Consider the following 26,317-nt stretch of genomic DNA (forward strand, 5'->3'; position numbering starts at 1 on the left):
TGAAATTGTTTTTATTTATTTTATTAGCATCGGGTACGATAAATGCGCAGAGAACCCTCTTCGAAGATGGCTTTGAAACCTATCCGGATTTTGCTATTGATCATGTTGGAGGCTGGATTATGCTGGATTTGGATGGAAATATTCCGATATCTTTTAATAGGTGGGAAAACCATGATAAACCTCAGGCATTTATTATTTTTAATCGTGATGTCGCAATAAAAGGTAGTATTTACTACGATTTATCCAGTGAGAAAACAGATTTGTTAAGGGCAAGAACAGGTCCTAAATGTGCTGCCAGTTTTAGTAATAAAATCAGAAGCCTGAAAACAAAAGATGATTGGTTAATTAGCCCGCCAATTACACTGGGAGCATTGTCAAATGAACTCCGTTTTTGGGTGAGGGATCGTTCTGTTTTAGGAGGAAAAGAAACGTATGAAGTTGTGGTCTATAAAGGGACTGGAAATCCGACAGCTTCATCCGATTTTGAAACAATAGAAGGAAATGTTGTAGTGGTAGGTTTACTGGACGAGTTAAATGGTAACTGGTTGGAAAGGATATTTAATCTGGATGCCTATGCCGGGGAAACCATACGAATCGGAATTCATCATACGGAGACACATTACCGTTTAATGATCGACGACTTTAAAGTAACTACCGGTACCTTGTCAACAACAGATTTCTTTGCTAAAAACTTTTCCGTTTTCCCGAACCCGGCTCAGGACGTATTAAACATTGTTGCTAAAAACGGAATGGAGATCAAAGGAATTCAGGTTACAGATTTAAATGGAAGAATTGTAAAATCGGTTGCGGTTCAAACACAACCAGAAGCACAAATCAACATTGCGGATTTATCAGCTGGAATGTATTTCGTTTCTGCACAGACTAACGAAGGTACTGCAATTTCTAAGTTTTTGAAAAACTAAATAAATACGCTATAATTATTTTATCAAGCCTGCCCGACTGACTCGGGTGGGCCTTTTTTGTTTTGGAAGATTATCGGTTTAAGGCTGATATGTCTTGATCAATACTACAAATAATATCAGATAGCAGCAGATGTTTACGATAAATAAGGAGGGATAGAAAAATAATTTTGCTTGGTTGTAAAATGATCATAACGTAAATAACTGAAATATAAAAGTTTAATTGGAATAGTGTTTGTAATGTAAAATCAGGTTAAATGATTCATTATCATGTAAATATAGGTCAGATATTGATGATCATATCCGATTTTGAAGGAAATTCGAAAATCGAATATCTAAAATTTATATTATAATGAGAATACAATTACTTTTTATGGCGTTACTATCGATGATCATGGTAAATGCGCAAACGCAAAAAGGAACTACAACGCTTTTTGAAGATAGTTTTGAATCCTATACTGATTTTAGTATTACCGATATCGGTAACTGGATAACACTTGACCTTGATGAGTCGCCTACTATGGGTGATCCTGAATTTTATTGGAATAATAGATATCAACCGCACGCGTTTATTGTTTTTAATCCTAATAATACAATTAGTGCAACCAAAGTGTCAGATTTTTATTCAGCAAAGGAAGGAACTAAATATATGGGATCATGGGGGGCAATCATACCGAAAGAAGGCGAAAAAAATCGAAATGATGATTGGTTGATCAGTCCGCAAATACAGTTGGGCGCTTCGGCAAATGAAGTGAGTTTTTGGGTAAAATCTTTAAAGAATCGATTGAAAATCGAAGCGGGAAGTGTATTGGAAAACTACACCGTAGGGATCTATGCGGGTTCTGCAATGCCTACCAGTTCAGATGATTTTACTTTAATTGCTAACATTAGCGATGCTGATACCTTACCATTAAGTACGACCCCGGATTGGGAGCAGAAAACGTTTAATCTGGATGCTTTTGCCAATCAGAAAGTACGAATCGGGATTCATAATGTTTCGAAAAATAAGTACTTTTTTATGATAGACGATTTTAAAGTAACCACAGCTACTTTGAGAACACAGGATTTCTTTGCCCAAAACTTTTCCGTTTTCCCGAACCCGGCTCAGGATGTGTTAAACATTGCGGCTAAAAACGGAATGGAAATTAAGGTTGTTCAAATTACAGATTTAAACGGAAGAACCGTAAAAACGGCAACTGCTCCGGCACAAACAGCAACACAAATCAGTATCGCTGATCTGACTACAGGAGCTTATTTTGTTTCCGTACAAACAAACGAAGGTACCGCTACTTCTAAGTTTTTGAAAAACTAAAAATAATAAGTTTGCATTATAAAAGACCTGTTCTTATTGAGAACAGGTCTTTTTATGGAAAAATCATTCATTTATTGATATAAAAAAGCTAAAAATAGTGATCTGTTAAAAAAAATATAGAGATTGGAGTGAATTCAAATTAAGGTATTATGATGAAATTACTTTTTGGTTTACTTTTTTCGATAACGATACAGGCGCAAACGACGAATACAAAAATACTTTTTGAAGATAGTTTTGAAACGTATGAAGATTTTAGTATTAAAGATATTGGAGACTGGATTACGTTGGATTTGGACAAATCGAGAACAGTCGGACTTGGTGCCGTATGGAAAAATAGATTGGAGCCACAGGCATTTATTGTATTCAATCCCATAAGCATAGGGATTTTAAATGCCAATCTTAATGCTAAAACCGGTAATAAATTTATAGGGGCATTTGCCGCTCTTTTGCCGGAAGAAGGAGGAGAAGGACCTAATAACGACTGGCTGATAAGTCCGCCAATACATTTGGGAGTTTCTGCCAACGAACTACATTTTTGGGTAAAATCTTTGGGTAAAGCTACAGGTGTAAAAGCGTATAAAGTTGGGGTTTATATCGAGGCCAAAAAACCAATTGATCCGGCAGATTTTACAATTATTTCCGGAGAAACACCGTTAACAGTTTCCGAGAAATGGGAACAAAAGCACTATAATCTGGATACCTATGCTGATCAAACCGTGCGAATCGGGATTCATTTTGTAGCATCAGATGTGCACTTGTTTATGATGGACGATTTTGAAGTAACTACCAGTACATTATCGACAGCAGATTTTTTTGCCAATAACTTTTCCGTTTTTCCAAATCCGGCTAAAGATGTGCTGAATATTTCCGCTAAAAATAATATCGAAATTAAAAAAATTGAACTCACCGATGTAAGCGGAAGCGTAGTAAAACAATTGTTAGTACAAAAGAAAGCAGCAGTGGAGGTTAATTTGGTCGGATTAACGTCTGGTGTATATTTTATTGCTGTGGAAACCAGTGAAGGAAAAGGGACTTCAAAGTTTATTAAAAACTAAAAATGATACCGGCAAAATGGTTGAAAAATGATTTAGGCTAAAAAATAATGCCCTTTGGAAAAAATTAAATACGTAGTATTTAAATATATAATCCTAAAAAATAAATTAAAAAAAAGCATTTTTTATTTGGTTATTCCAAAAATAGTTTTCAATTTTGCTCCATCAAATAGAAATAACAAAATGAAATCAATTAAGCGATATATGTGTATTATGATGTGGAAACGTTCCGCAGAGGATACTCTTGCTTAATTTTGAAAGTCTCATTTTAAAAATATAGCATCAAAGCCTCTGCAAAACGCAGGGGCTTTTTTTATTTAACAACAATCCAAGTATAGATCGCAATTAAAAATTAAACAATAAGAATCCAAACAAAATGAAGGTAACAGCAATTAAAATGATGATGAAACGAATGATGTGTATTTGTATGTACGCAACCCATTGCTATTGCCAAAAGCGAATGACTTAGTCTAGTTTATATAGTTCAAACTGTAAAGTCCTTTTGGTAAAGCGCCAAAAGGACTTTTTTTTTAATCAAAATCTAACTTTAAAATCAATAAAAACATGAGCACTCAGAAATTTTCAACAAACGCATTGCACGCTGGACATAACGTAAAAAATAACGCAGGAACACGTGCCGTACCGATTTATCAGACAACATCCTATGTTTTTAATAATGCCGAACACGCTGCTAATCTGTTCGGATTAACTGAAGCAGGATATATCTATACCCGATTAAATAACCCGACGAATGATATACTGGAACAACGCCTGGCGGCTTTGGAAGGTGGTATCGGAGCGGTGGTAACAGCATCGGGAACAGCAGCTATCGCTACGACTTTGCTAGTCTTGCTGCGATCGGGAGATCATATTGTAGCGTCCAACAGCCTGTATGGCGGAACGTATAACTTATTGAATGTAACCTTATCGCGATTGGGAATCACAACCACATTTGTAGATCCTTCGGATCCGGAGAATTTTACAAAAGCGGCTCAGGAAAATACGCGGGCCTTTTTTGCGGAAAGCCTCGGAAATCCAAAGCTGGATGTACTGGATCTCAAGGCCATTTCCAAGCAGGCTCAACAATTTAAGGTGCCGTTTATTGTAGACAATACCGTAGCCACACCGTATTTACTTAACCCGATTGAACACGGTGCGAATATCGTAATTCATTCCCTGACAAAATATATTTCCGGAAACGGAACGTCTTTAGGAGGAGCAATTATCGATGCCGGAACTTTTGACTGGAGCAACGGGAAATTCCCGGAATTTACCGAGCCATCTGCAGGTTACCACGGATTGGTTTACCACGAAGCTTTAGGAAATGCGGCCTTTATCGCCAAAGTGAGAATCGAAGGGCTACGGGATTTTGGTGCTGCTTTAAGTCCGTTTAATGCTTTTCAGATTATTCAGGGATTGGAAACACTGGATATTCGGGTGAAAAAACACAGCGAAAATGCATTGGCATTGGCACAATGGCTGGAACAACAGGATGAGGTTGCCTGGGTAAATTATCCGGGATTATCCTCCAGTCGTTATTACGAACTGGCACAGCAATACCTGCCAAAAGGACAAAACGGTGTAGTAACCTTCGGATTAAAAGGTGGATTTGATGCCGCACGGCAAGTGGCCGATGCAACCGAATTGTTTTCACTGTTGGCCAATATTGGAGATTCCAAATCACTGATTATTCATCCAACAAGTACAACCCATCAGCAATTGACAGAAGCGCAACAGCTGACGACCGGAGTGACCAGAGATTTGGTCCGCTTGTCGGTAGGTCTGGAAGATTTGGAAGACCTGAAAGCCGACTTAAAACAAGCATTTGAAAAAGTTAAATTAAAAAGAGAAGTAACGTCATGAGTAACAAAATAGTAAACGTATTAGGATTTGTTGAAAACAGCGACCAGTTTGTTGTTAAAACACAGAATTTCAAAGTAAGAATAAGTAATAATGTAGTTCTGGGTGACCAGAATGGTCCCAGCCCGGTTGAATTTTTACTGGCAGGACTAGCCGGAAGTATAAACGCCGTGGGACACATTGTTGCCAGAGAGCTTAAACTGGAGCTGAAAGCCCTTCAGGTAGAAATATCAGGAGAACTGGAAACCAGTAAAATAGCAGGGATCGAAACCAATAGCAGACCAGGATTAAAATGCATAGAAGTAGTGGTAAAACCAACTACTGATGCTTCCCTGGTAGTACTGAAACAATGGATTGACATCGTAAAAGAAAGATGCCCGTTAAGAGACAGTCTGTTAAATACATCTGCAGTATTGCTAACACTGGTAAAAGAATACAACCAGTCGGAAGTAATCTAAATAACGATCCCGAAACCGGAAAGAAAATTAAGTTGTTTTGTTTGTTTTTACTGCCTCTAACACGTCTGCAAAAGTTAGAGGCAGTTTCAAAAAAAGTAGAAAATGAATAGCGTATATAAAATAGATCTGTTTGATTTTGCATTGGAGAATGGCGTTGTCAAAAGGTGGATTCCGTTGTATTATCAGTATTTCGGACAACCCGTAGGAACGGCTCCGGTGGTTTTGGTGAACCATGCCTTAACCGGCAACTCGCAGGTAACCGGCGAAAACGGATGGTGGCAAAGCCTTATTGGCCCTGATGCGGTTATCGATACGGATTATTATACCGTAATAGCCTTTAACATACCCGGTAATGGATATGACGGAAATACGGAAAATCTGATTCATAACTATACGGACTTTACAACTAAGGATATTGCCCGAATTTTTTGGGAAGGTTTGGAATACCTCGGAATTCAAAAATTGTTCGCGGTAATCGGTGGAAGTCTTGGTGGCGGAATTGCATGGGAAATGGCCTTCCTAAAACCACAGCAGATCGAAAACCTGATACCCGTTGCGACCGATTGGAAGGCGACCGATTGGCTAATTGCCAACGTAATGGTTCAGGATAAAATTCTGAATAATTCCGAAAACCCGATTCACGATGCCCGACTGCATGCCATGTTATTGTACCGTACGCCTCTGTCGTTAAACAAAAAATTTAACCGGGAACAACAGGAAATCAGACAACAGTATCAGGTGGAAAGCTGGTTATTACACCACGGTGAAAAATTGAAAAGTAGGTTTCAACTGGCATCCTATAAACTGATGAATCACTTACTAAAAACCATAGGCGAAGATACCCATTGCGGCAATTTTTTACAGTTTGGAAAAGAAACAAATGCCAACATTCACTTAGTGGCTGTTGATAGCGATTATTTCTTTACAGCCGATCAAAACCGGGAAACCTATGAAATTCTGAAACGAGTCAATACCAACGTTTACTATCACGAAATACAATCCATACACGGGCACGATGCCTTCCTGATTGAGTTCGAACAATTAAATACAATACTCCGCAACATATTTATAAAAACAAAACAAAAAGCACAATGAAGATATTAAAATTTGGAGGGAAGTCACTGGCCTATAATGGCGGCTTTGATAAGGTACTCCGCATTATTCAGGAAAAAGTAGAAAATAAGGAAAAGATTGCAGTAGTGGTTTCGGCTATTGGAAATGCGACCAACGAACTGGAACAAATACTGGAAGCCGCTTCGAAAAACAAATCCTATATCGAACAATTGGAAACGTTTAAAAAGGAGCAACAAGGGAACTCGGCCGTCGATCTTTCCGATGAGTTTTCCCTTCTGGATAAGTTGTTCGAGGGCGTGGCACTTTTAGGTGATTATAGTCTGAAAATTAAAGATAACGTACTGGCTCAGGGCGAAGTCATCGCGGCAAAGGTAGTCACCGATGCCTTACAACAAAAAGGATTGAATGCCCATTTTTCCGATACGCGTTTATTGATCAAGACCGATACCAAATTCGGAAATGCACAACCACTGGAACAGACTTCACGAAAGAACATCCTCAATCACTTCAAACAACATAATGGCACCACGATCAATGTCATCACCGGGTTTATCGGATCGAATGTCAATGACGAAACCACCACCTTGGGCCGTAACGGTAGCAATTATACCGCCTCTTTAATTGCCAATTATCTCGAAGCAGAAGAACTACAAAATTATACCCATGTGGATGGCATCTATACCGCGAATCCCGATCTGGTAAAAGACGCTAAAAAAATAGACCGGCTTTCGTTTAACGAAGCCAACGAGCTGGCTAACTTCGGAGCAACAATATTACACGCAAAAACCATCGTCCCGCTTATCGAAAAAAATATCCCGCTACGGGTACTGAATACCTTTAATCATCTTAATAAAGGAACGCTGATCACGGCTATATCCGATAACGAAGGAATTAAAACGCTTTCGGTAATGGACAATGTAGCATTGATCAACCTGGAAGGGAGAGGCCTTTTAGGAAAAACCGGAATCGATGCCCGTATTTTCCGTGTAATGGCCGATAATGAGATTAGTGTGAGTATTATTTCACAGGGATCGTCCGAAAGGGGAATCGGAATTATAGTGGCGGCCGATAAAGTGACCAAAGCAATCGTAGGTTTGGAACGTGAGTTTGAAAATGATTTTTATAATAAAGATGTAAGTAAAATTACGGCCAACGATGATGTGGCAGTGATTTCAATTATTGGTCAGGATCTGAGTACGTTCCACAAACCGTATACGGCTTTAATCCGAAATAAAATTGTACCGGTATTGTTTAATAATACCGTAACCGGTAAAAATGTGAGTTTGGTTGTCCAAAAAGCGCAAACCCATAAGGCGCTGAATGTGATTCACGGAGAAATCTTCGGAGTGGCCAAAAAAATCAATATAGCTGTTTTCGGACATGGATTGGTTGGCGGAACGCTGATTGATCAGGTTTTGGCTTCCGCAGAGAATATTGAAAAGGTAAAGGGAATCAAACTCAACATTTTTGCCATTGGAAATTCCAGAAAAGTGCTATTAAATAAAGACGGAATTACAGCCGATTGGCGGGAAGAAATTCAGCAAAACGGAAAATTATACAGTGTGGATGACGTGATCGATTATGCCGAGGAACACCATCTGGAAAATCTGATTGCCATTGATAATACCGCTAGTGCCGATTTTATCGAAAATTATATTCCGCTGGCCGAAAAAAGTTTTGATCTGATCTCGTCGAATAAAATAGCCAATACCGTGGGATATGCGTTCTATCAAAAACTCCGTAAAACACTGGCCGATAATCAGAAAAATTATTTATACGAAACCAATGTAGGCGCGGGTTTACCGCTTATTGATACCATTAAATTGTTACACCTTTCCGGAGAAAATATCACCAAAATAAAAGGCGTGTTTTCCGGGACATTAAGTTATTTATTCAATCATTTTTCAGTCGAAAACAGACCATTTAGTCAGGTGTTACAGGAAGCGGTTGACAAAGGTTTTACCGAACCCGATCCGCGCGAAGATCTAAGTGGAAACGATGTGGCGCGTAAATTATTGATCCTCGCTCGGGAACTCGACCTGCAAAATGAATTTGAAGAAATTAAAATAGAAAACCTGATCCCTGAAAAATTACAGCAAGGTAGCGCTTCGGAGTTTTTAAACCGGATTTCCGAACTGGACACACTTTATCAGTCGGTAAAAGAAAAGCAGCAACCGGGATATGTATTACGCTATATCGGCGAATTGTCGGGCGACTTACAACAGGATAAAGGTAATCTCGATGTGAAATTGGTCTCTGTTCCGGGGAATTCCGCGTTGGGACAATTAAAAGGTTCCGATTCGATTTTTGAAATCTATACCGATTCGTACGGCGATCAGCCAATCATAATTCAAGGTGCCGGTGCCGGCGCTTCGGTAACCGCAAGAGGTGTCTTTGGAGACATTTTAAGATTATCGGAAAAGAAATAATTATCCTAAAACAAACAAAACCATGAACAACTCAGCATTGGGATTCGAAACGCAGGCCATTCGAACCCAGACAGAACGCAGTCAGTATTTGGAACATTCGGTACCGTTGTACCTTACGTCCAGTTTTATTTTTGAAGATGCCGAAGACATGCGGGCTTCTTTTGCCGAAGAAAAAGACCGGAATATTTACAGTCGGTTTTCCAACCCAAACACCAGCGAATTTGTGGAGAAAATCTGCAAAATGGAAGGTGCCGAGTCGGGTTATGCCTTTGCTACCGGAATGGCGGCGGTGTATTCGACCTTTGCCGCGCTGTTAAATGCCGGTGATCATATCGTGTCGGCTAGTAGTGTATTCGGATCGACCCATACGCTTTTTACAAAGTATTTTCCAAAATGGAATATTACAACCAGCTACTTTAATATTACCGAGCCGGAAACGATCGAAAGTTATATCCAACCGAACACTCGTATTCTGTTTGCCGAATCGCCAACCAATCCCGCCGTGGACATTCTCGATCTGGAGTATCTGGGAAAAATTGCTAAAAAACACAACCTGATTCTGATTGTAGATAACTGTTTTGCGACACCGTATCTTCAGAATCCAATTGCCTTTGGAGCCGATTTGGTGATCCATTCGGCAACCAAATTAATCGACGGACAAGGTCGGGTTTTGGGCGGCGTGACGGTTGGAAAAGAAGAACTGATCCGGGAGATTTATCTGTTTTCGCGAAATACCGGGCCGGCATTATCACCATTTAACGCCTGGATTTTGTCAAAAAGTTTGGAAACACTACCGGTTCGGGTGGAAAAACATTGTGAAAATGCCGAGAAAATCGCTCACTTTTTAGAGAGTCATCCCAATGTACAAACCGTAAAATATCCTTTTTTAAAGTCACATCCGCAATATGAGATCGCAAAAAAACAAATGCGATTGGGCGGAAACATCGTTGCCTTCGAAATCAAAGGAGGGATTGCTGCCGGACGACAGTTTCTGGACAAAATCAAACTGTGTTCGTTGTCGGCAAATTTAGGCGATACCCGTACGATCGTTACGCATCCGGCTTCTACCACACATAGTAAACTCACGGAACAGGAACGCCTGGCGGTGAGCATTACCGATGGATTAGTACGGATTTCGGCCGGTTTGGAAAGTGTAAACGACATCATTGCCGATCTCGAACAAGCACTCATATAGCAATTTAAGCACGGAAATTTGGTTGGTATAAAACAATTGCGTTATTTTGCACTGTTCTTATACAGACTGAAATGTTATCACGAAAGGCAGAGGGAATAGACCCGATGAAGCCTTAGCAACCCTTTACACTTTAAAGAAGGTGCTACATTCTACCCGAAAACAATGCAAATTGGTTTTCAGGATAGATAACAAAGAATACTTTTCTGGTATTCCTTCTCTCTTTACGGATGACATTTTTTACGCTGATTTTCAGAACGGCAAAAAGCTAAGGCAATAGGGGTATAGTGCTATCTGCGCTGTTTTCGTATTGACTTTGGCCAAAACTAAAAAAAAACTAAAAAATGTCAAAGATTAATGAAGCGCTGCAAAACAGAATCCTGATTCTCGACGGAGCAATGGGAACGATGTTACAGCGATACAACTTTTCGGAAGAAGACTTTAGAGGAGAACGATTTAAAGACTTTCCGCATCCGCTAAAAGGAAACAACGATCTCCTTTCCATTACACAACCACAGGCGATTCGCGAAATCCACGCGCAGTATTTTGACGCGGGTGCCGATATCGTCGAAACCAATACGTTTTCGGGAACGACTATCGGTATGGCCGATTATCACCTGGAAGATCTGGTATACGAACTCAATTACGAATCGGCTAAAATTGCCCGGGAAGTAGCCGATACATTTACGGCTCAAAATCCCGAAAAACCAAGGTTTGTCGCCGGTTCGATAGGACCAACCAACCGTACGGCCAGTATGTCACCTGATGTAAATGATCCCGGGTATCGCGCCGTTACTTTCGATGATTTGCGCATCGCCTATAAACAACAGGTCGAAGCACTTATTGATGGTGGAAGCGATATATTACTGGTGGAAACCATTTTTGATACACTGAATGCCAAAGCCGCTTTGTTTGCCATCGATGAGGTAAAAGAAGAGCGCAATCTCGATATCCCGGTAATGGTAAGTGGTACGATTACTGATGCTTCCGGTAGGACATTGTCCGGACAAACTGTTGAGGCTTTTTTGATTTCGATTTCACATATTCCGTTGCTAAGTGTCGGATTTAACTGCGCTTTGGGAGCCGATCAGCTAAAACCATATTTAAAACGATTGGCACACAATACTTCTTTTAATATATCGGCACATCCAAATGCCGGATTGCCTAATGCTTTCGGACAATACGATCAGACACCGGAAGAAATGCAGGTCTTGATAAAAGAATATCTCGATGATAATTTGATCAATATTATTGGCGGCTGTTGCGGAACCACTCCGGAGCATATCCGCCTGATTGCCGAAGTGGCGAAAGCATACCAACCCAGAATTTTAGAATAGATAGCATGGCTGAAGCAGATTGTAAAAAATACTTGCGATTATCAGGATTAGAACCGTTGATTATCACTCCGGAAAGTATTTTCGTGAATGTAGGAGAGCGCACCAACGTGACCGGATCACGGAAATTTTTGCGCCTGATAAAAGAAGAAAAATATGAAGAGGCACTCGATATTGCCCGCGCTCAGGTAGAAGGTGGCGCGCAGATCGTCGATATTAACATGGATGAAGGGATGCTCGATGGTGTAGCCGCAATGACCCGATTCCTGAATCTTGTCGCTTCCGAACCCGATATTTCCCGTGTACCGGTTATGATTGATAGTTCCAAATGGGAAATCATCGAGGCCGGTTTAAAAGTGGTTCAGGGAAAATGTGTCGTGAATTCCATCAGTTTAAAAGAAGGCGAAGCGACATTTATCCATCATGCCAAACTGATCAAACGATATGGTGCGGCTGTGATTGTGATGGCTTTTGATGAAGCCGGACAAGCAGATACATACGAACGCCGGATTGAAATCTGTAAGCGTTCCTACGATATTTTGGTTGATCAGGTGGGATTCCCGGCGGAAGACATCATTTTTGATCCCAATATCTTTCCCGTAGCAACCGGAATGGAAGAACACCGTCGCAATGCACTTGACTTTTTCGAGGCTACAAAATGGATTCGGGAAAACCTGCCGTATGCTAATGTGAGTGGTGGTGTGAGTAATGTGTCATTTTCCTTCCGAGGAAACGACCGGGTGCGCGAAGCGATGCATTCGGCTTTCCTGTATCATGCCATTCAGCACGGAATGTCGATGGGAATTGTTAATCCGGAAATGCTGGAAGTATACGATGAAATTCCAAAAGATTTACTGGAACATGTAGAAGACGTATTGCTGGATCGTAGGGATGACGCAACAGAGCGACTGTTGGCATTTGCCGAAAATGTAAAAGGCGATGCAAAAACGATCGAAAAACAAAACCAGGAATGGCGTAACGGAACCGTACAGGAGCGACTCACGCATGCATTGGTAAAAGGGATCGATGAGTTTGTAGAACTCGATGTGGAAGAAGCACGCCAATTGGCAAAGAAACCGATTGAAGTGATCGAAATAAACCTGATGGCCGGAATGAACGTTGTAGGCGATTTGTTTGGAAGTGGAAAAATGTTCCTGCCGCAGGTGGTCAAATCGGCACGGGTGATGAAAAAAGCGGTGGCCTATTTGTTGCCGTTTATCGAAGCGGGCAAAGACGGAGCGTCCCGTTCGGCTGGAAAAATACTGATGGCAACCGTAAAAGGCGATGTACACGATATCGGTAAAAATATTGTCTCGGTAGTTTTGGGGTGTAATAATTTTGAAATCATCGATTTAGGGGTAATGGTTCCACCGGAAAAAATTATCGAAATCGCAATTAAAGAACAGGTAGATATTATCGGTCTGAGTGGATTGATCACACCATCGCTGGACGAAATGGTGTATCTGGCCAAAGAGATGGATAAGCTCAATATAAAAATTCCGCTGATGATTGGTGGAGCGACAACTTCCCGTGCGCATACGGCGGTTAAAATCGCACCGGAATATTCGGAAACCGTAGTACATGTGAACGATGCATCCCGTGCGGTTACCGTCGCAGGAAATCTGATCAATCAAAATGTAAAAAGTGATTATGCCAAAGCCATTCGTTCGGAATACGACGAATTACGGGAAGGTTTTTTAAACCGTTCGCGCGATAAAAACTTCCTGACATTAGCCGAAGCACGCGCCAATAAACTGACGCTCAACTGGGATCAGTTTACACCGCAAAAGCCGCGTAAAACAGGAGTACATACAATTACAGTTCGATTGGAAGAGCTGGTCGATTATATCGACTGGACCCCATTTTTCAGAACCTGGGACTTACATGGGAAATACCCAAACATTTTAGAAGATGAAGTGGTAGGAGAACAGGCGGTACTATTGTTTCAGGATGCGCAAAAAATGTTGCACCGGCTGATAACCGAAAACTGGTTGGAAGCCAAAGGAATTTATGGCGTTTTCCCGGCAAATCAGGTAAACGACGACGATATCGAAGTATATGATGAAAAGGGGAACGTATTGGAGACGTTTTTAACGCTGCGACAACAATCACAAAAAACAAAAGGAGCGCCTAATATTGCTTTGTCCGATTTTATAGCGCCAAAAGAAAGTGAGAAACAGGATTATATAGGCGCTTTTTGTGTCACAACCGGTTTTGGAGTGGATGAAAAAGCGGCTGAATTTGAAGCGGCTCACGACGATTACAACGCTATTATGATCAAAGCATTGGGCGACCGATTTGCCGAAGCGTTTGCCGAATACCTACACGAAAAAGTACGAAAAGAAATCTGGGGATATGCTTCTGATGAGATTCTGAGCAATGATGAACTGATTTCCGAAAAGTATAAAGGAATCCGCCCGGCACCCGGTTATCCGGCTTGTCCGGATCATCTCGAAAAAAATACAATCTGGACATTACTCGATGTAGAAAACAAAATCGGAGTAAAACTGACGGAAAGTCTGGCCATGTGGCCGGCATCTTCGGTATCGGGTTATTATTTCGGAAATCCGGAAAGTAAATATTTTGGATTGGGAAAAATAAAAGAAGACCAGGTTCGAAATTATGCCCAACGTCGTAAGGTACCGTATGAATACGCCGAAAAATGGCTGAATCCGAATATAGCCGATTAACAAAACGAAATTATAGTATCCAAATGAAAGTAACACAACATATAGCTGATGCAAAAGGGAAATCGCTGTTCTCTTTCGAAATATTACCACCGCTGAAAGGACAGAATATCCAATGCATATTTGACAATATCGAACCGCTGATGGAGTTTAAACCTCCGTTTATCGATGTAACCTATCACCGGGAAGAGTACGAATATAAAGAGTTGCCTAACGGATTGCTCGAAAAAAAGATCGTTAAAAAAAGACCGGGAACGGTTGGAATCTGTTCGGCAATCCAGAATAAATATCTGGTAGATGCTATTCCGCATATTTTATGTGGCGGTTTTACCAAAGAAGATACCGAAAATTTCCTGATCGATATGGATTTTCTCGGAATTGATAACGTTGTGGCATTACGCGGTGACGCGGTAAAAAGCGAAATCTACTTTAAACCGGAAAAAGAAGGCAATCATTATGCAAGCGAACTCGTAACACAAATCAGTAATCTGAATAATGGAATTTATCTGGATGCGGATTTGCAAAATACAAATAAAACCAACTTTTGTATCGGTGTAGCCGGTTATCCGGAAAAGCATATGGAAGCACCGAGCTTGGATAGCGATATTCATTTTCTGAAACAAAAAATCAAAAACGGAGCCGATTATATTATCACGCAGATGTTTTTTGATAATCAAAAGTTTTTCGATTTTGTAGCCAAATGCAGAAAAGAAGGAATTGAAGTTCCGATTATTCCGGGATTAAAACCGATTTCTACGAAAAAACAGCTCAATCAGATTCCACATCGTTTTAAAGTGGATTTACCTGACGAACTGGTGAAAGAAATCGTTAAAGCAGCCGATAATGATGTCGTAAAAGAAATCGGAATCGAATGGTGTATTGCGCAAAGCCGCGAATTAATACAAGCCGGAATTCCAGTACTACACTATTATTCCATGGGGCGTTCCGAAAACATCCGGAAAATTGCCGAAACGGTATTTTAATAGTTTATAACACACCTGATAGGTTTCCAAAACCTGTCAGGTGTTTTTACTTTTTAATGATTTTTCGTTTCCAAACAGCACCATTGCTATCCTGAATCGTTGCAAAATAAATTCCGTTGGGTTGTGCGGTAATATCAACGGAATGGGAAGCGGTTTTTAGCACACATCGTCCCAGTTGATCGTGAATCTGTATTTCCGTAATAGCGACATCGGCTTCTATTTTGAAAACACCATCAGTTGGATTTGGGAAAATAGTGATTGCTTCTTTTACTTCTGAAATGTCGGCCAATGCTAATTTTTTTTTAGTTACAGCAAGTGTAATTTTTGCAAATAATTCAATATTAAATGAATTCTTTACTATAAGAATCACATATTCTCCTTCACTGTTAAAAGTTGTCGACCAACTGCCATTTTTATAAATGTAACCGGAATAATCCAGACGACCATGTCCTGCCAGTGGATTATAGTTATTGCTTTTATCATAGGGCAAAACAACGAACCAAAACCAAGAAGAATCCTGTGGTGGGAAATCGTAATAATTTATTGTTACTGTCGTACCACTTTCGATTGGGCCGGCAACTATATTTATGAATGATCGAGAGGGAGAGTAATGGATATCAATATGTTGTTGGGCATAAGAACAATAACTAATAAAGAAACAGAGTAAAAAATTTTTCATCTTCCAAAATTTTTAATTAATACAAAGGATCATCTTATTTGGATATAAGATCATAACGGGTAAGGTTCGATGTGTTTTTGTAGTTTGAAGGAGAGGTTTGCAACGGTGTTTCCTAACAAAAATAAGAATAGTTTAAGGTAGGCGATAAGTATATTCATATTTGTCTATATTTGTCTGTTTGCCAAAGACGAAATGAGACATTGTTTTTTTTTAGTAGTACTATTTTTTTCCTGTTATGCATTTTCCCAAAAGAGCAAGGGAAAAGAGTATTTTGTAGACGCTAATTATTTTTACGGCAATATCCTGCCACATAATAATACGATTAAGCATCTTATTACCACACATCCGGAAGGAATACTTTTAAGTGTGAACCGTAAAACCTATGGCGATGAAGCCTGGCAATCGGAATATAATTTCCCGGACTACGGATTGTCGTTTCAATACCAGGGAAATAAAAATGAAACATTAGGCGACCTATATGGTTTATACGGACATTATAATTTTTATTTTCTAAAACGCAACCTTCAGTTTAGGGTAGGACAGGGAGTTGCTTATAGTACGAATCCATACGATAAAGAAAGTAATTTCAGAAATTTTGCCTATAGTACCCGACTGATGCCGTCTACATATTTTATGATCAATTATAATAAGCAGCGTATCTGGAAAGGCCTCGGATTACAAACCGGATTGCTGTTGGTACATCATTCGAATGCCAATATCAAAGCGCCAAATACCAGTACCAATACGATGGCTTTTACTGTTGGACTTAATTATAATTTTAGCGAAAAGGAACCGGAATATACTTTCGAAAAAGATACAACCCGTTATACCGAACCACTTCGTTATACTGTTGCTTTCCGTAGTGGTGTTAATGAAAGTGATGTTATCGGAAGCGGACAGTATCCGTTTTATGTGCTTTCAGGGTATGTCGATAAACGGATCAGTAAAAAAAGTGCGATTCAGTTCGGAGGCGATTTCTTCTGGTCACTGTATCTGAAAGAATACATCCGCTATATGGCCATTGCTTATTACGAAAAAAACAGCGACCCGAATGTCGATTATAAAAGAGCCGGAATTTTTATCGGTCATGAACTTTTTGTTAACCGCTTTACTTTCGAAACACAACTGGGCTATTATGTATATGATCCCGCAAAAATAAGTGCGTCCTTTTACCAGCGATTAGGACTCAAATTTTATGTGACCCGTAACGTTTTCGGCGGAATAAGTTTAAAAACACATGCCGCGAAAGCCGAAGCACTCGAATGTAGTCTTGGAATCCGATTGTAAAAATGAAACAAATGACAAAATATTATTCTTGTTTATTGATCATCCTTTTTGTGTTGTTCTCCTGTAATTCCGAAAAAGCACCGGACTGTTTTATGGCTTCCGGGAGTATTGTTACCAATGAAATTACGACTCCTGATTTTAGCTGGATCGACGTGGGAGAAGGCATTGAAATGATTGTGAAACAAGGAAGTGAAACGAAAATACTCGTAGAAACCGGTGCAAATCTTTTACAGGGTATTTCGGTTTCGGTTTCGGATGACAAATTGTTTTTGCGGAACGGTAACGGATGCAGTTGGTTTCGCGATAAAAACATCACAAAAGTATATGTCACCGTACCGGATTTAAAAGGGATTTATTCGGCTTCCCAATTTAATATCTCCTCAAATGGAGTGCTGCATTTTGATGATTTTGCCATCCGGTCGGGTATGTATTCCGATACGGCTTCGGGAATATTCGATTTGCAACTGGAATGTACCAATCTTGTTGTCGAAGATAATCAGGCTTCGTTATACCGTATTTCCGGAAAAGTGACCAATCTGAGTATTGCCTTTTATTCCGGAGCCGAACGTTTTGAAGGTCAAAACCTGATGGCGCAACAGGTGTGGGTTTTTCAGCGAAGTACAAATGATATCATTGTAAATCCGCAACAGGAGATAAAAGGGGATATTTACAGTACGGGGAATGTGGTGCTAAAAAACAACCCGTCTTTAGTGGAAATAGCCCAGCATTATACCGGGCATGTGGTCTATAATTAAATTATTTTTTCTGCGTCATTTCGCGGAATACGGCTTCCAGATTTTTGTTTTTCAGATTTAGCTGTAAGGTTTTTAAACCATTTTCCTGAGCAAAATCAAAAACGACCGGACGCATGTCTTTTTCCGTTGTAAAAGTAAGTTCCCAAATCGTATCGTGAACATTTCGGTGCGATTGCAGGTTAGGAATTTTAGCGATTAATTGGGCTTCAATCTGATAGTCGAATTCTACTTCAATAACCTGTTCGTTATCTTCGCTCATCAGGCTATCCAGTTTTTTATCGGTTACAATTTTACCATTGTTAATGATGATCACACGGTCACAAATCGCTTCTACTTCCTGCATAATATGCGTGGAAAGGAATACGGTTTTGTTTTTTCCGATATTTTTGATCAACTCACGGATCTCAACCAACTGGTTTGGGTCAAGTCCTGTGGTCGGTTCGTCGAGAATCAATACTTCCGGATCGTGCAATAAAGCCGTCGCCAAGCCAACACGCTGACGGTATCCTTTGGAAAGCGCTCCGATTTTCTTATGACTTTCCGGAGTTAAGCCGGTAAGTGCAATTACTTCGTCAATACGGGATTTGGCTACTTTGTATACATCGGCATTAAAAGCCAGGTATTCGCGTACATACAAATCAAGGTATAGCGGATTATGTTCCGGTAAGTAGCCTACAGATTGCTGTACTGCTTTAGCCGAAGTTATAACATCATGTCCGTTAACGCTGGCAGTACCTTGGTCGGCATCCAGAAAAGTGGTTAGTATTTTCATTAAGGTAGATTTTCCGGCACCATTCGGACCTAGAAAACCAACAATCTCACCTTTTTTTATCGAAAAAGTAACCGAATCCAACGCTTTTTGTTCTCCGTAATTCTTGGATATATTTAAAACTTCAATAGACATACTAATACCTGATTTGGAGCAAAAATAAGAAGAAAATGATGCTGATTATTTTTAAAATCATAAATTTTTTAAAATATTGGTCAATGGAAATATTTTTTTTCTAATTTTGTCACTCAAATACAATGGCGAAAAACCAATGAATTCAAGTAACACTTTTTATTATAACAATTTCTTTTATTTTTTCTGGAAAGAAGAAAGGGATTGTCATATGGTTATTTGATCGAAGTATACGAAAGAATTATAACACTATAATACACAATCCCGATGTTTTCCATCGGGATTTTTTTTTGGCATATGGAAAGGAAAATTGCAATACAGGGAATCAAAGGGTCGTTCCACCATCAGGTGGCGAAAGAATACTTCAATGAAAGTAAAGCCCTTATCGAATGTATGTCATTCGATGAATTAGTAAAAAGTGTACTGGAAGACGATCGGAACCTCGGAATTATGGCCTTGGAAAATTCGATTGCCGGGTCGATTATACCGAATTATGCACTTATTGATTTTAATAAACTGCACATCATCGGGGAGCACTATCTGGATATCCGGATGAATCTGATGGCCTTACCGGGACAAACGATTGAAGATATCCGGGAAGTCCATTCCCATCCGATGGCGTTATTGCAATGTAAAAAGTTTTTTAGCCGCTATCCGCATATCCGATTGATAGAAGATGCCGATACGGCCGAAACCGCACGAAGAATCCGAGAAAAAGAGCTCTCCGGAATTGGAGCCGTAGCCAGCAAGGTCGCTTCCGAAATGTATGAACTTCCCGTATTGGCCGAAAATATTCATACGATAACGAGTAATAAAACCCGTTTTGTGATCGTAAAAGCACAGAATTCGGTTATCCCGAAACAGGATATTGATAAGGTTTCGCTAAAGTTTGAGTTGGAAGATATGCAGGGAAGTCTGGCTACGATTCTGAATATTATGAACGATTACAAATTGAATCTCACCAAGATTCAGTCAATGCCGATTATCGAAAAGCCCTGGCAGTATTCCTTCTTTGTCGATATCACATTTGAACAGTATGAAGATTATGAAAAAGCAAAAGCAACTCTGGAAGAAATGACGAAAGAATTTAAGGTTTTAGGAGAATATAAAAAAGGAGTAGTATGATAACAACAGCAAAACGATTAGATCAGGTTCAGGAATACTACTTCTCGCAAAAACTGCGGGAAGTACGGGAATTGCAGGCCGAAGGGAAACCGGTGATCAATATGGGAATTGGGAGCCCGGATTTGGCACCGGCCACAACCGTTATGGATGCGGTACGCGAAGCCATGTCGCAACCGTCCGCACACCAATATCAGAGTTATCAGGGACTTCCCGAACTCCGTCAGGCGATGGCCGATTTTTATACCACTCATTTTAAAGTAGCCCTAAACCCGGATTCGGAAATATTGCCGTTAATGGGATCGAAAGAAGGAATTCTGCACATTGCTATGGCTTTTCTAAATGAAGGAGATGGTGTGCTGATCCCCAATCCGGGTTATCCAACCTATGCATCGGTTGCCAATCTGGTGGGTGCCGAAAGTGTTTTTTATGATTTAGCTGCCGAGCGAAACTGGGAGCCGGATTTTGAAGCTTTGGAAAAACAAGACCTCTCACGGGTAAAGTTAATGTGGGTAAGCTATCCGCATATGCCAACCGGAGCTACAGGAAACCGATCGTTGTTTGAAAAACTGATAGCCTTTGCTAAAAAACACCGGATACTGATTGTAAATGACAATCCGTACAGTTTTATACTTAACGACAATCCGGAATCCATTTTGAGTATTCCCGGAGCGATGGAGGTGGCGATGGAACTGAATTCGCTGAGTAAAACCTTTAATATGGCCGGTTGGCGTGTAGGAATGGTGATGGGGAAAAGAGAACTGATTCAGGCGGTGCTAAAAGTAAAAAGTAATATGGACAGCGGGATGTTTTATGGTATCCAAAAAGGAGCCATCGCCGCTTTAAAAAGCGATTCGACCTGGTTTGCAAAACAAAACGAAATATATCAAAACAGACGAAATCTTGTTTTTGAACTGGCACGGAAATTAAACTGCACGTTCGATACGAATAGCGTCGGCTTGTTTGTCTGGGCGAAATTACCACCGGACGAAAAATCGGCGGAAGCTTTTGTCGACAAATTGTTATACGATAAAAACCTGTTTATAGCGCCCGGAACGATTTTCGGAAGTAATGGTGAAGGATACATTCGATTTTCGTTATGCATTCCAGAAGAGAAAATTAAAGAAATTCTAAAACGATTTGATTAAATGAAGGGAGAAGAAAAAGTTTTTATAATTGGACTTGGTCTGATTGGTGGTTCCTTTGCACTCGATTTTCGGAAAGAGAACGAACGGGCGGTTTTCTTTGGGATCGACACCAATGAAAGCCATGTTAAAGAAGCGCTGGAACGCGGCATCATCGATCATCAGGCCGACTGGGAACAATTGTCGGAAGCCGATTGGGTGGTGTTGGCGATACCGGTTGACAAGGCAGTTGCTGTTTTGCCGGAAGTACTGGATCGGATACAAGAAAATACGGTCGTACTCGATGTAGGATCAACAAAAGAACAAATCTGTAAAGCTGTTGAAAACCATTCGAAAAGGCGTAATTTTATAGCGACGCATCCGATAGCGGGAACAGAGTTTTCGGGACCGTCGGCAGCCTTCGAAGGACTGTTTGCCGGAAAGACGAATATCATTTGCGAAATTGAGAAAACCGCTTTTGGAATTCAGGAAAAAGCCCTGCAATTGTTTAAAAAAATAAAGATGCGAATCCGCTATATGGACCCAAAAGCACACGATAAACACATTGCTTATGTTTCGCATCTGTCGCACATCAGTTCCTTTATGTTGGGGAAAACAGTGATTGCAGAAGAGCAAAACGAACGCGATATTTTTGATATGGCGGGAAGTGGATTCGAAAGCACGGTACGGTTAGCGAAAAGTTCTCCGGCCATGTGGACGCCCATTTTTAAACAAAACCGGGAAATGGTACTGAAATCATTATCCGAATATATTGAAAACCTGAATCATTTTAAAACCTTGCTGGAAACCGGCGATTATGATTCGGTTTATTCCGAAATGGAACAAACAAATGCGATAAAAGAAATCTTAAAAGGAATACATTTAAAAAAAGAATTGAGTTATGGAGAATAATGCTGCAATGAGAACATGGTTGGACGCTTTCAATTTAAGTCATCCGTTGGTGATCGCCGGGCCATGTAGTGCCGAAACAGAAGAACAAGTATTAAAAATAGCACACGAATTAAAAGATTCGGATGTAAGTGTTTTCAGAGCGGGTATCTGGAAACCGCGTACCCGTCCGGGTGGTTTCGAAGGCGTAGGAGCCATCGGATTAAAATGGTTACAACGCGCCAAAGCGGAAACCGGTTTGTTACTGGCCGTTGAGGTTGCCAATGCGAATCATGTGCAACTGGCCTTAGAACACGACGTGGACGTATTGTGGATTGGTGCCCGAACAACTGTAAACCCGTTTGCTGTTCAGGAAATTGCCGATGCGTTAAAAGATACCGATAAAATCGTGCTGGTTAAAAATCCGGTAAATCCCGATTTGTCCTTATGGCTTGGAGGAGTGGAACGTTTGTATAATGCCAATATTAAAAAACTGGGCGTAATCCACAGAGGATTTTCGACCTACGAAAAAACAAAATACAGAAACAATCCGGAGTGGCAATTGCCAATCGAGTTGCAAAGCAAATTTCCGGATTTGCCGCTAATTTGTGATCCGTCGCATATCACCGGAAAACGCGATATGATACTGGAAGTGTCACAACAAGCACTCGATCTGAATTATGACGGACTGATCATCGAAACGCATATCGATCCGGATAATGCCTGGAGCGATGCCGCGCAACAAGTAACGCCATCGGCCTTAAAACAGATTTTTAAAGATTTAAGAATCCGTAAAATAACCGATGAAGCTGACGATTACAATCAGCGATTGGAAGGATTGCGTACGCAGATTGACGAAATCGACAGCAAACTTTTAAATATTCTTGACAAGCGTATGAAGATTGCCGACAGCATCGGTGCGTTAAAAAAAGAACGCAACGTAGCGGTATTGCAAAACAAACGTTGGAATGAAATTCTTGGAAAAATGGTACTGGAAGGTGAAGAACGCGGCCTAAGTGAAGAATTTATTTTAAAAATGTTTAAAGCCATCCACCAGGAGAGTATTGCGCATCAGGAGAAAATAATAAATAGTTAACGGCTTAATTAGTAAAATTTCGTAATATCGCGAAATTTTTTAACAAGCCTTATATGAAAAAACTATTACTATTTGTAGTAACCTTAATGACAACTTTTTCGGCTTTTTCACAATACAAAATGGAAAATGTCTCCATTACCTATGGTGAAGAAATTACTGAAGAGAAAGGGAAGATTATTAAAATTATTGGCGAAACCAATAACAAAATTTATGCATTGGGATTAAAAGGAAAAAGCGATTATTTCCTGAAGATTTTCGATGCAAGCGGAATGAAACTGCTTTCCAACAAACCAATTGTGTTGCCGGAATTAAAAGACAAGGACATTGATTTTGAAGAAATTGTTATTCTAAACGGTAAGTTGTATGTTATTGGAAGCGTATACCACAGAAAAGATAAAATCTTTACTTTGGTGGGAATTGAATATTCCGAAGACGGGAAATTAAGTAAGAACATGACAACCATGTTCGAAGCTGAAGTGGCAAGAAGTTCCGACAGAGGAGGGTTCTATTTTAAAGTATCACCAGACGAGCATATGTTGTTGGCGATGCACACGGCACTTTACGAAAAGGAAGATGCTTTGAAATACGAACTAAAAATGTTTGATCCGAATTTAAAAACGGTTTTCTCCAATATTGAAAAGGTAAGCTATAACGACGATCAAAAAGATTATGAGTTTACAATTTCCGATTTCGACATCAATACAAAAGATGATGTGTTTTTAGTGATCAACGAAAGTTACCGCGATAAAAAGAAAAAGGAAAAAGTAGAGAAATTCCAGGTATTCGCGTTTAAAAACCAAAACGGTTATAAAAAAGAAGTCGTGGATATTAACTTTACCGGAAAAGAAATTATTAACTGTAAAATGATTTCTACCAGTAAAAACACGGTGCAATTGGTCGGATTTTATTCGAGTGTAAGAGACAACGGAAAAGCAAATAAAGAGCTTAAAGGAGTTTATAACGCAACGATTAATCTGGATAACAATACCAACGAAAACCTGAAATTTAATGAGTTCGACTATGCGACCAAAGTGAAATTATTGGGTGAACGTCGTGCGAAAAAAGGAAAAGACTTAAAGCCGTTGTATATGATTCATTCGATTATCGAGAAAAATGACGGCGGACTTATTGTTATTTCAGAGTACCGTTTTATTTATGTAGGTCAGCGACAAGGAATTGGTCCATTAGGTGTACAGCCAATTACCTACACCACAAACGAAATGATCGTGATGGCTCTAAAACCGGACGGATCGCTGGATTGGTGTAATGTTGTAGCAAAAGAACAAGCGGCAACCGTTACCGTGGCGTCGCTTAATATTTTTGCGGGACTGGGCGGTTCCGGAAACTTTAACGTGGCATTGGGATTGTCATTTCCGTTAGGGGTTATGGGGAAAGGACCGGAATACCTAAGCGCCATTCCGATTTATAAAGACGGTCAGTTGAGCATCCTTTTTAACGATAATAAAAAGAATAAAGGAATAACCGATATCGAAGAAATTAAAGCGTTGGGCAACTACAATAATGCGGTTCCGACCATCTTTGTATTTAGCGATAGCGGTGTGATTACCCGAAAAGATCCGGAAGAAGCCATCAAAAACGAATTGGTAATCCGTCCGGGGATTTTTTACAGAAAAAATGAAAAGGAATTCCTGATCTATGCGTCTCGAAAATCGCAGGACAAATTAGGTCGAATGGTTTTACAATAATTAAAATCAGAAAAGGTTGCCCTCAAAAAGCAACCTTTTTTTTGTAATAATAAGATAGTTATCTTTGCGGTATGACAGGAATCGTTTATAAATCTACAGGAAGTTGGTACAGTGTTAAAACCGAAGACAATCAGGTTTTTGAATGCCGTATAAAAGGAAAATTCCGAATGAAAGGCATTAAGAGTACCAATCCTATTGCCGTTGGTGATGTGGTCGATTTTGAATTGGATCAATCCACAGACGAAGTGGCGGGGATTATTCATAACATCCACGACCGTAAAAATTATATTGTTCGCAAATCGGTGAATTTGTCCAAGCAAACCCATATTATCGCCTCCAATATCGATATCGTATTCCTTTTGGTTACGATTAACAATCCGCCAACCACAACGAGTTTTATCGATCGTTTTCTGGTTACGGCCGAAGCCTATGGTATTGAAGCGGTTCTGATTTTTAATAAAATTGATACCTACGATGAAGCGACACTGGACGAACAGTTGTATCTGCAGTATGTTTATTCCAATATCGGATATAAATGCCTGCGTGTTTCGGCTGCCGAAGGAAAAGGAATCGACGAGTTAAAGGCCATGATGAAAGACAAAGTATCCATGTTTTCGGGCCATTCCGGAGTAGGGAAATCGACCTTGGTCAATGCACTGGAACCTTCGTTAAATCTTAAAACAAAAGCAATATCCGATCAGCACCAACAAGGACAACATACCACGACGTTTGCCGAGATGTTTGATCTTTCGTTTGGCGCCCGAATTATCGATACGCCGGGAATCCGTGGTTTTGGAATTGTCGATATGGAAAAACAGGAAATCGGGGATTATTTTCCGGAGTTTTTCGCCCTGAAAGACCAGTGTAAATTTAATAATTGTCTTCATAAAGAAGAACCGCATTGCGCCGTTAAGGAAGCATTGGATAACGATGAAATCGCCTGGTCGCGGTATAAAAGTTATATCCAGATTTTAGAAGGTGATGACGAACATTACCGAACGGATATCTACGGAGAAGGAAAAGCACAGGATACGGAATGAAAGCAGTAATACAACGGGTAACGGAAGCGTCTGTTACCATTGACGGAATAATAGTAGCCGAAATCGAAAAAGGGCTGTTGGTTCTGATTGGAATCGAAGATGCCGATGCCAAAGAAGACATTGACTGGCTAACCGCCAAAATTGCCAATCTTCGCATATTTGGCGATGAAAACGAGGTGATGAACCTTTCGTTAAAAGATACCCACGGTGATATGATCGTGGTAAGTCAGTTTACACTTCACGCCCAAACCAAAAAGGGAAACCGTCCTTCCTATATCAAAGCGTCCAAACCGGAAATTGCGATACCCTTATACGAAACATTCGTAAAACAAATGGAAACAGAATTAGGGAAACCGGTTCAAACCGGTCAATTCGGAGCCGATATGAAAGTGCGATTGCTTAACGACGGACCGGTGAC

The 26,317-nt window shown here is 40.2% G+C and carries 22 protein-coding genes and 1 riboswitch; of the genes, 20 read left to right on the forward strand and 2 right to left on the reverse strand.

What is annotated here, in order from left to right; translation table 11 throughout:
* The 11 genes from Q1R07_RS13260 to metF all read left to right on the forward strand — a co-directional run.
* A partial coding sequence (locus tag Q1R07_RS13260) for a choice-of-anchor J domain-containing protein (protein WP_300491130.1) occupies window positions 1–923 on the forward strand: 923 nt, incomplete at its 5' end.
* Window positions 924–1,272: 349 nt separating this feature from the next.
* Window positions 1,273–2,232: a T9SS type A sorting domain-containing protein gene (locus tag Q1R07_RS13265; RefSeq protein WP_300491133.1), complete on the forward strand. Its 960-nt coding sequence runs from the start codon at window positions 1,273–1,275 to the stop codon at window positions 2,230–2,232.
* 149 nt (window positions 2,233–2,381) lie between these two features.
* Window positions 2,382–3,287: a T9SS type A sorting domain-containing protein gene (locus Q1R07_RS13270; RefSeq protein WP_300491136.1), complete on the forward strand. Its 906-nt coding sequence runs from the start codon at window positions 2,382–2,384 to the stop codon at window positions 3,285–3,287.
* A gap of 561 nt (window positions 3,288–3,848) precedes the next feature.
* Complete coding sequence (locus tag Q1R07_RS13275) at window positions 3,849–5,147, forward strand: O-acetylhomoserine aminocarboxypropyltransferase/cysteine synthase family protein (RefSeq protein ID WP_300491139.1); 1,299 nt, start codon at window positions 3,849–3,851, stop codon at window positions 5,145–5,147.
* Entirely contained in the window at window positions 5,144–5,602 is a 459-nt protein-coding gene (locus tag Q1R07_RS13280) for an OsmC family protein (RefSeq protein ID WP_300491142.1), read from the forward strand. Before Q1R07_RS13275 ends, Q1R07_RS13280 begins: the two co-directional genes overlap by 4 nt.
* Before the next feature lie 102 nt (window positions 5,603–5,704).
* A complete protein-coding gene (locus Q1R07_RS13285; RefSeq protein WP_300491145.1) occupies window positions 5,705–6,697 on the forward strand; it encodes an alpha/beta fold hydrolase in 993 nt (330 codons plus the stop codon).
* Entirely contained in the window at window positions 6,694–9,105 is a 2,412-nt protein-coding gene (thrA, locus tag Q1R07_RS13290; protein ID WP_300491148.1) for a bifunctional aspartate kinase/homoserine dehydrogenase I, read from the forward strand. The genes Q1R07_RS13285 and thrA overlap by 4 nt, the downstream gene beginning before the upstream one ends.
* 22 nt (window positions 9,106–9,127) lie before the next feature.
* Entirely contained in the window at window positions 9,128–10,300 is a 1,173-nt protein-coding gene (locus Q1R07_RS13295; protein ID WP_300491151.1) for an aminotransferase class I/II-fold pyridoxal phosphate-dependent enzyme, read from the forward strand.
* 71 nt (window positions 10,301–10,371) lie between these two features.
* A riboswitch (SAM riboswitch) is annotated at window positions 10,372–10,492 on the forward strand.
* Between the two features lie 149 nt (window positions 10,493–10,641).
* Window positions 10,642–11,634 carry a homocysteine S-methyltransferase family protein gene (locus Q1R07_RS13300; protein ID WP_300491154.1) on the forward strand — a complete coding sequence of 331 codons (993 nt, stop codon included), beginning with the start codon at window positions 10,642–10,644 and terminating at the stop codon, window positions 11,632–11,634.
* 5 nt (window positions 11,635–11,639) lie between these two features.
* Window positions 11,640–14,321, forward strand: a complete 2,682-nt coding sequence (gene metH / locus Q1R07_RS13305) for a methionine synthase (RefSeq protein WP_300491157.1) — start codon at window positions 11,640–11,642, stop codon at window positions 14,319–14,321.
* 23 nt (window positions 14,322–14,344) lie between these two features.
* Complete coding sequence (gene metF, locus Q1R07_RS13310) at window positions 14,345–15,301, forward strand: methylenetetrahydrofolate reductase [NAD(P)H] (RefSeq protein WP_300491160.1); 957 nt, start codon at window positions 14,345–14,347, stop codon at window positions 15,299–15,301.
* 46 nt (window positions 15,302–15,347) lie between these two features.
* Here metF and Q1R07_RS13315 read toward each other — a convergent pair whose 3' ends face one another.
* Window positions 15,348–15,980: a T9SS type A sorting domain-containing protein gene (locus Q1R07_RS13315; RefSeq protein ID WP_300491163.1), complete on the reverse strand. Its 633-nt coding sequence runs from the start codon at window positions 15,978–15,980 to the stop codon at window positions 15,348–15,350.
* 192 nt (window positions 15,981–16,172) lie between these two features.
* Here Q1R07_RS13315 and Q1R07_RS13320 point away from each other — a divergent pair, with 192 nt between their 5' ends.
* Together Q1R07_RS13320 and Q1R07_RS13325 are read left to right on the forward strand one after the other, a co-directional pair.
* On the forward strand, window positions 16,173–17,267 hold the full coding sequence (locus Q1R07_RS13320) for an acyloxyacyl hydrolase (RefSeq protein WP_300491166.1): 1,095 nt from the start codon (window positions 16,173–16,175) through the stop codon (window positions 17,265–17,267).
* Window positions 17,268–17,278: 11 nt separating this feature from the next.
* Complete coding sequence (locus Q1R07_RS13325) at window positions 17,279–18,022, forward strand: head GIN domain-containing protein (RefSeq protein ID WP_300491169.1); 744 nt, start codon at window positions 17,279–17,281, stop codon at window positions 18,020–18,022.
* 1 nt (window position 18,023) lies between these two features.
* Here the strand turns inward: Q1R07_RS13325 and gldA are convergent, their stop codons facing one another.
* The gene (gene gldA / locus Q1R07_RS13330) at window positions 18,024–18,926 is read right to left on the reverse strand and encodes a gliding motility-associated ABC transporter ATP-binding subunit GldA (protein WP_300491172.1); all 903 of its coding nucleotides are present in this window, start codon (window positions 18,924–18,926) and stop codon (window positions 18,024–18,026) included.
* Window positions 18,927–19,220: 294 nt separating this feature from the next.
* Here gldA and Q1R07_RS13335 point away from each other — a divergent pair, with 294 nt between their 5' ends.
* From Q1R07_RS13335 to dtd, 7 genes are all read left to right on the forward strand, one after another.
* On the forward strand, window positions 19,221–20,048 hold the full coding sequence (locus tag Q1R07_RS13335) for a prephenate dehydratase (RefSeq protein WP_300491175.1): 828 nt from the start codon (window positions 19,221–19,223) through the stop codon (window positions 20,046–20,048).
* Entirely contained in the window at window positions 20,045–21,193 is a 1,149-nt protein-coding gene (locus Q1R07_RS13340) for an aminotransferase class I/II-fold pyridoxal phosphate-dependent enzyme (protein WP_300491178.1), read from the forward strand. The genes Q1R07_RS13335 and Q1R07_RS13340 overlap by 4 nt, the downstream gene beginning before the upstream one ends.
* Window positions 21,194–22,081, forward strand: coding sequence for a prephenate dehydrogenase (locus Q1R07_RS13345; protein ID WP_300491181.1), 888 nt, complete (start codon window positions 21,194–21,196; stop codon window positions 22,079–22,081).
* Complete coding sequence (locus tag Q1R07_RS13350) at window positions 22,071–23,153, forward strand: bifunctional 3-deoxy-7-phosphoheptulonate synthase/chorismate mutase type II (RefSeq protein WP_300491184.1); 1,083 nt, start codon at window positions 22,071–22,073, stop codon at window positions 23,151–23,153. The genes Q1R07_RS13345 and Q1R07_RS13350 overlap by 11 nt, the downstream gene beginning before the upstream one ends.
* Window positions 23,154–23,206: 53 nt before the next feature.
* Window positions 23,207–24,859 carry a hypothetical protein gene (locus Q1R07_RS13355; RefSeq protein WP_300491187.1) on the forward strand — a complete coding sequence of 551 codons (1,653 nt, stop codon included), beginning with the start codon at window positions 23,207–23,209 and terminating at the stop codon, window positions 24,857–24,859.
* Window positions 24,860–24,930: 71 nt separating this feature from the next.
* Window positions 24,931–25,899, forward strand: coding sequence for a ribosome small subunit-dependent GTPase A (gene rsgA / locus Q1R07_RS13360; protein WP_300491190.1), 969 nt, complete (start codon window positions 24,931–24,933; stop codon window positions 25,897–25,899).
* Window positions 25,896–26,317: D-aminoacyl-tRNA deacylase (gene dtd, locus Q1R07_RS13365; RefSeq protein WP_300491193.1), on the forward strand; the 422-nt coding region annotated here is incomplete at its 3' end. The genes rsgA and dtd, both read left to right, overlap by 4 nt.

Origin of the sequence: Flavobacterium sp. (genome assembly GCF_030146175.1) — a bacterium.
Lineage (GTDB): Bacteria > Bacteroidota > Bacteroidia > Flavobacteriales > Flavobacteriaceae > Flavobacterium.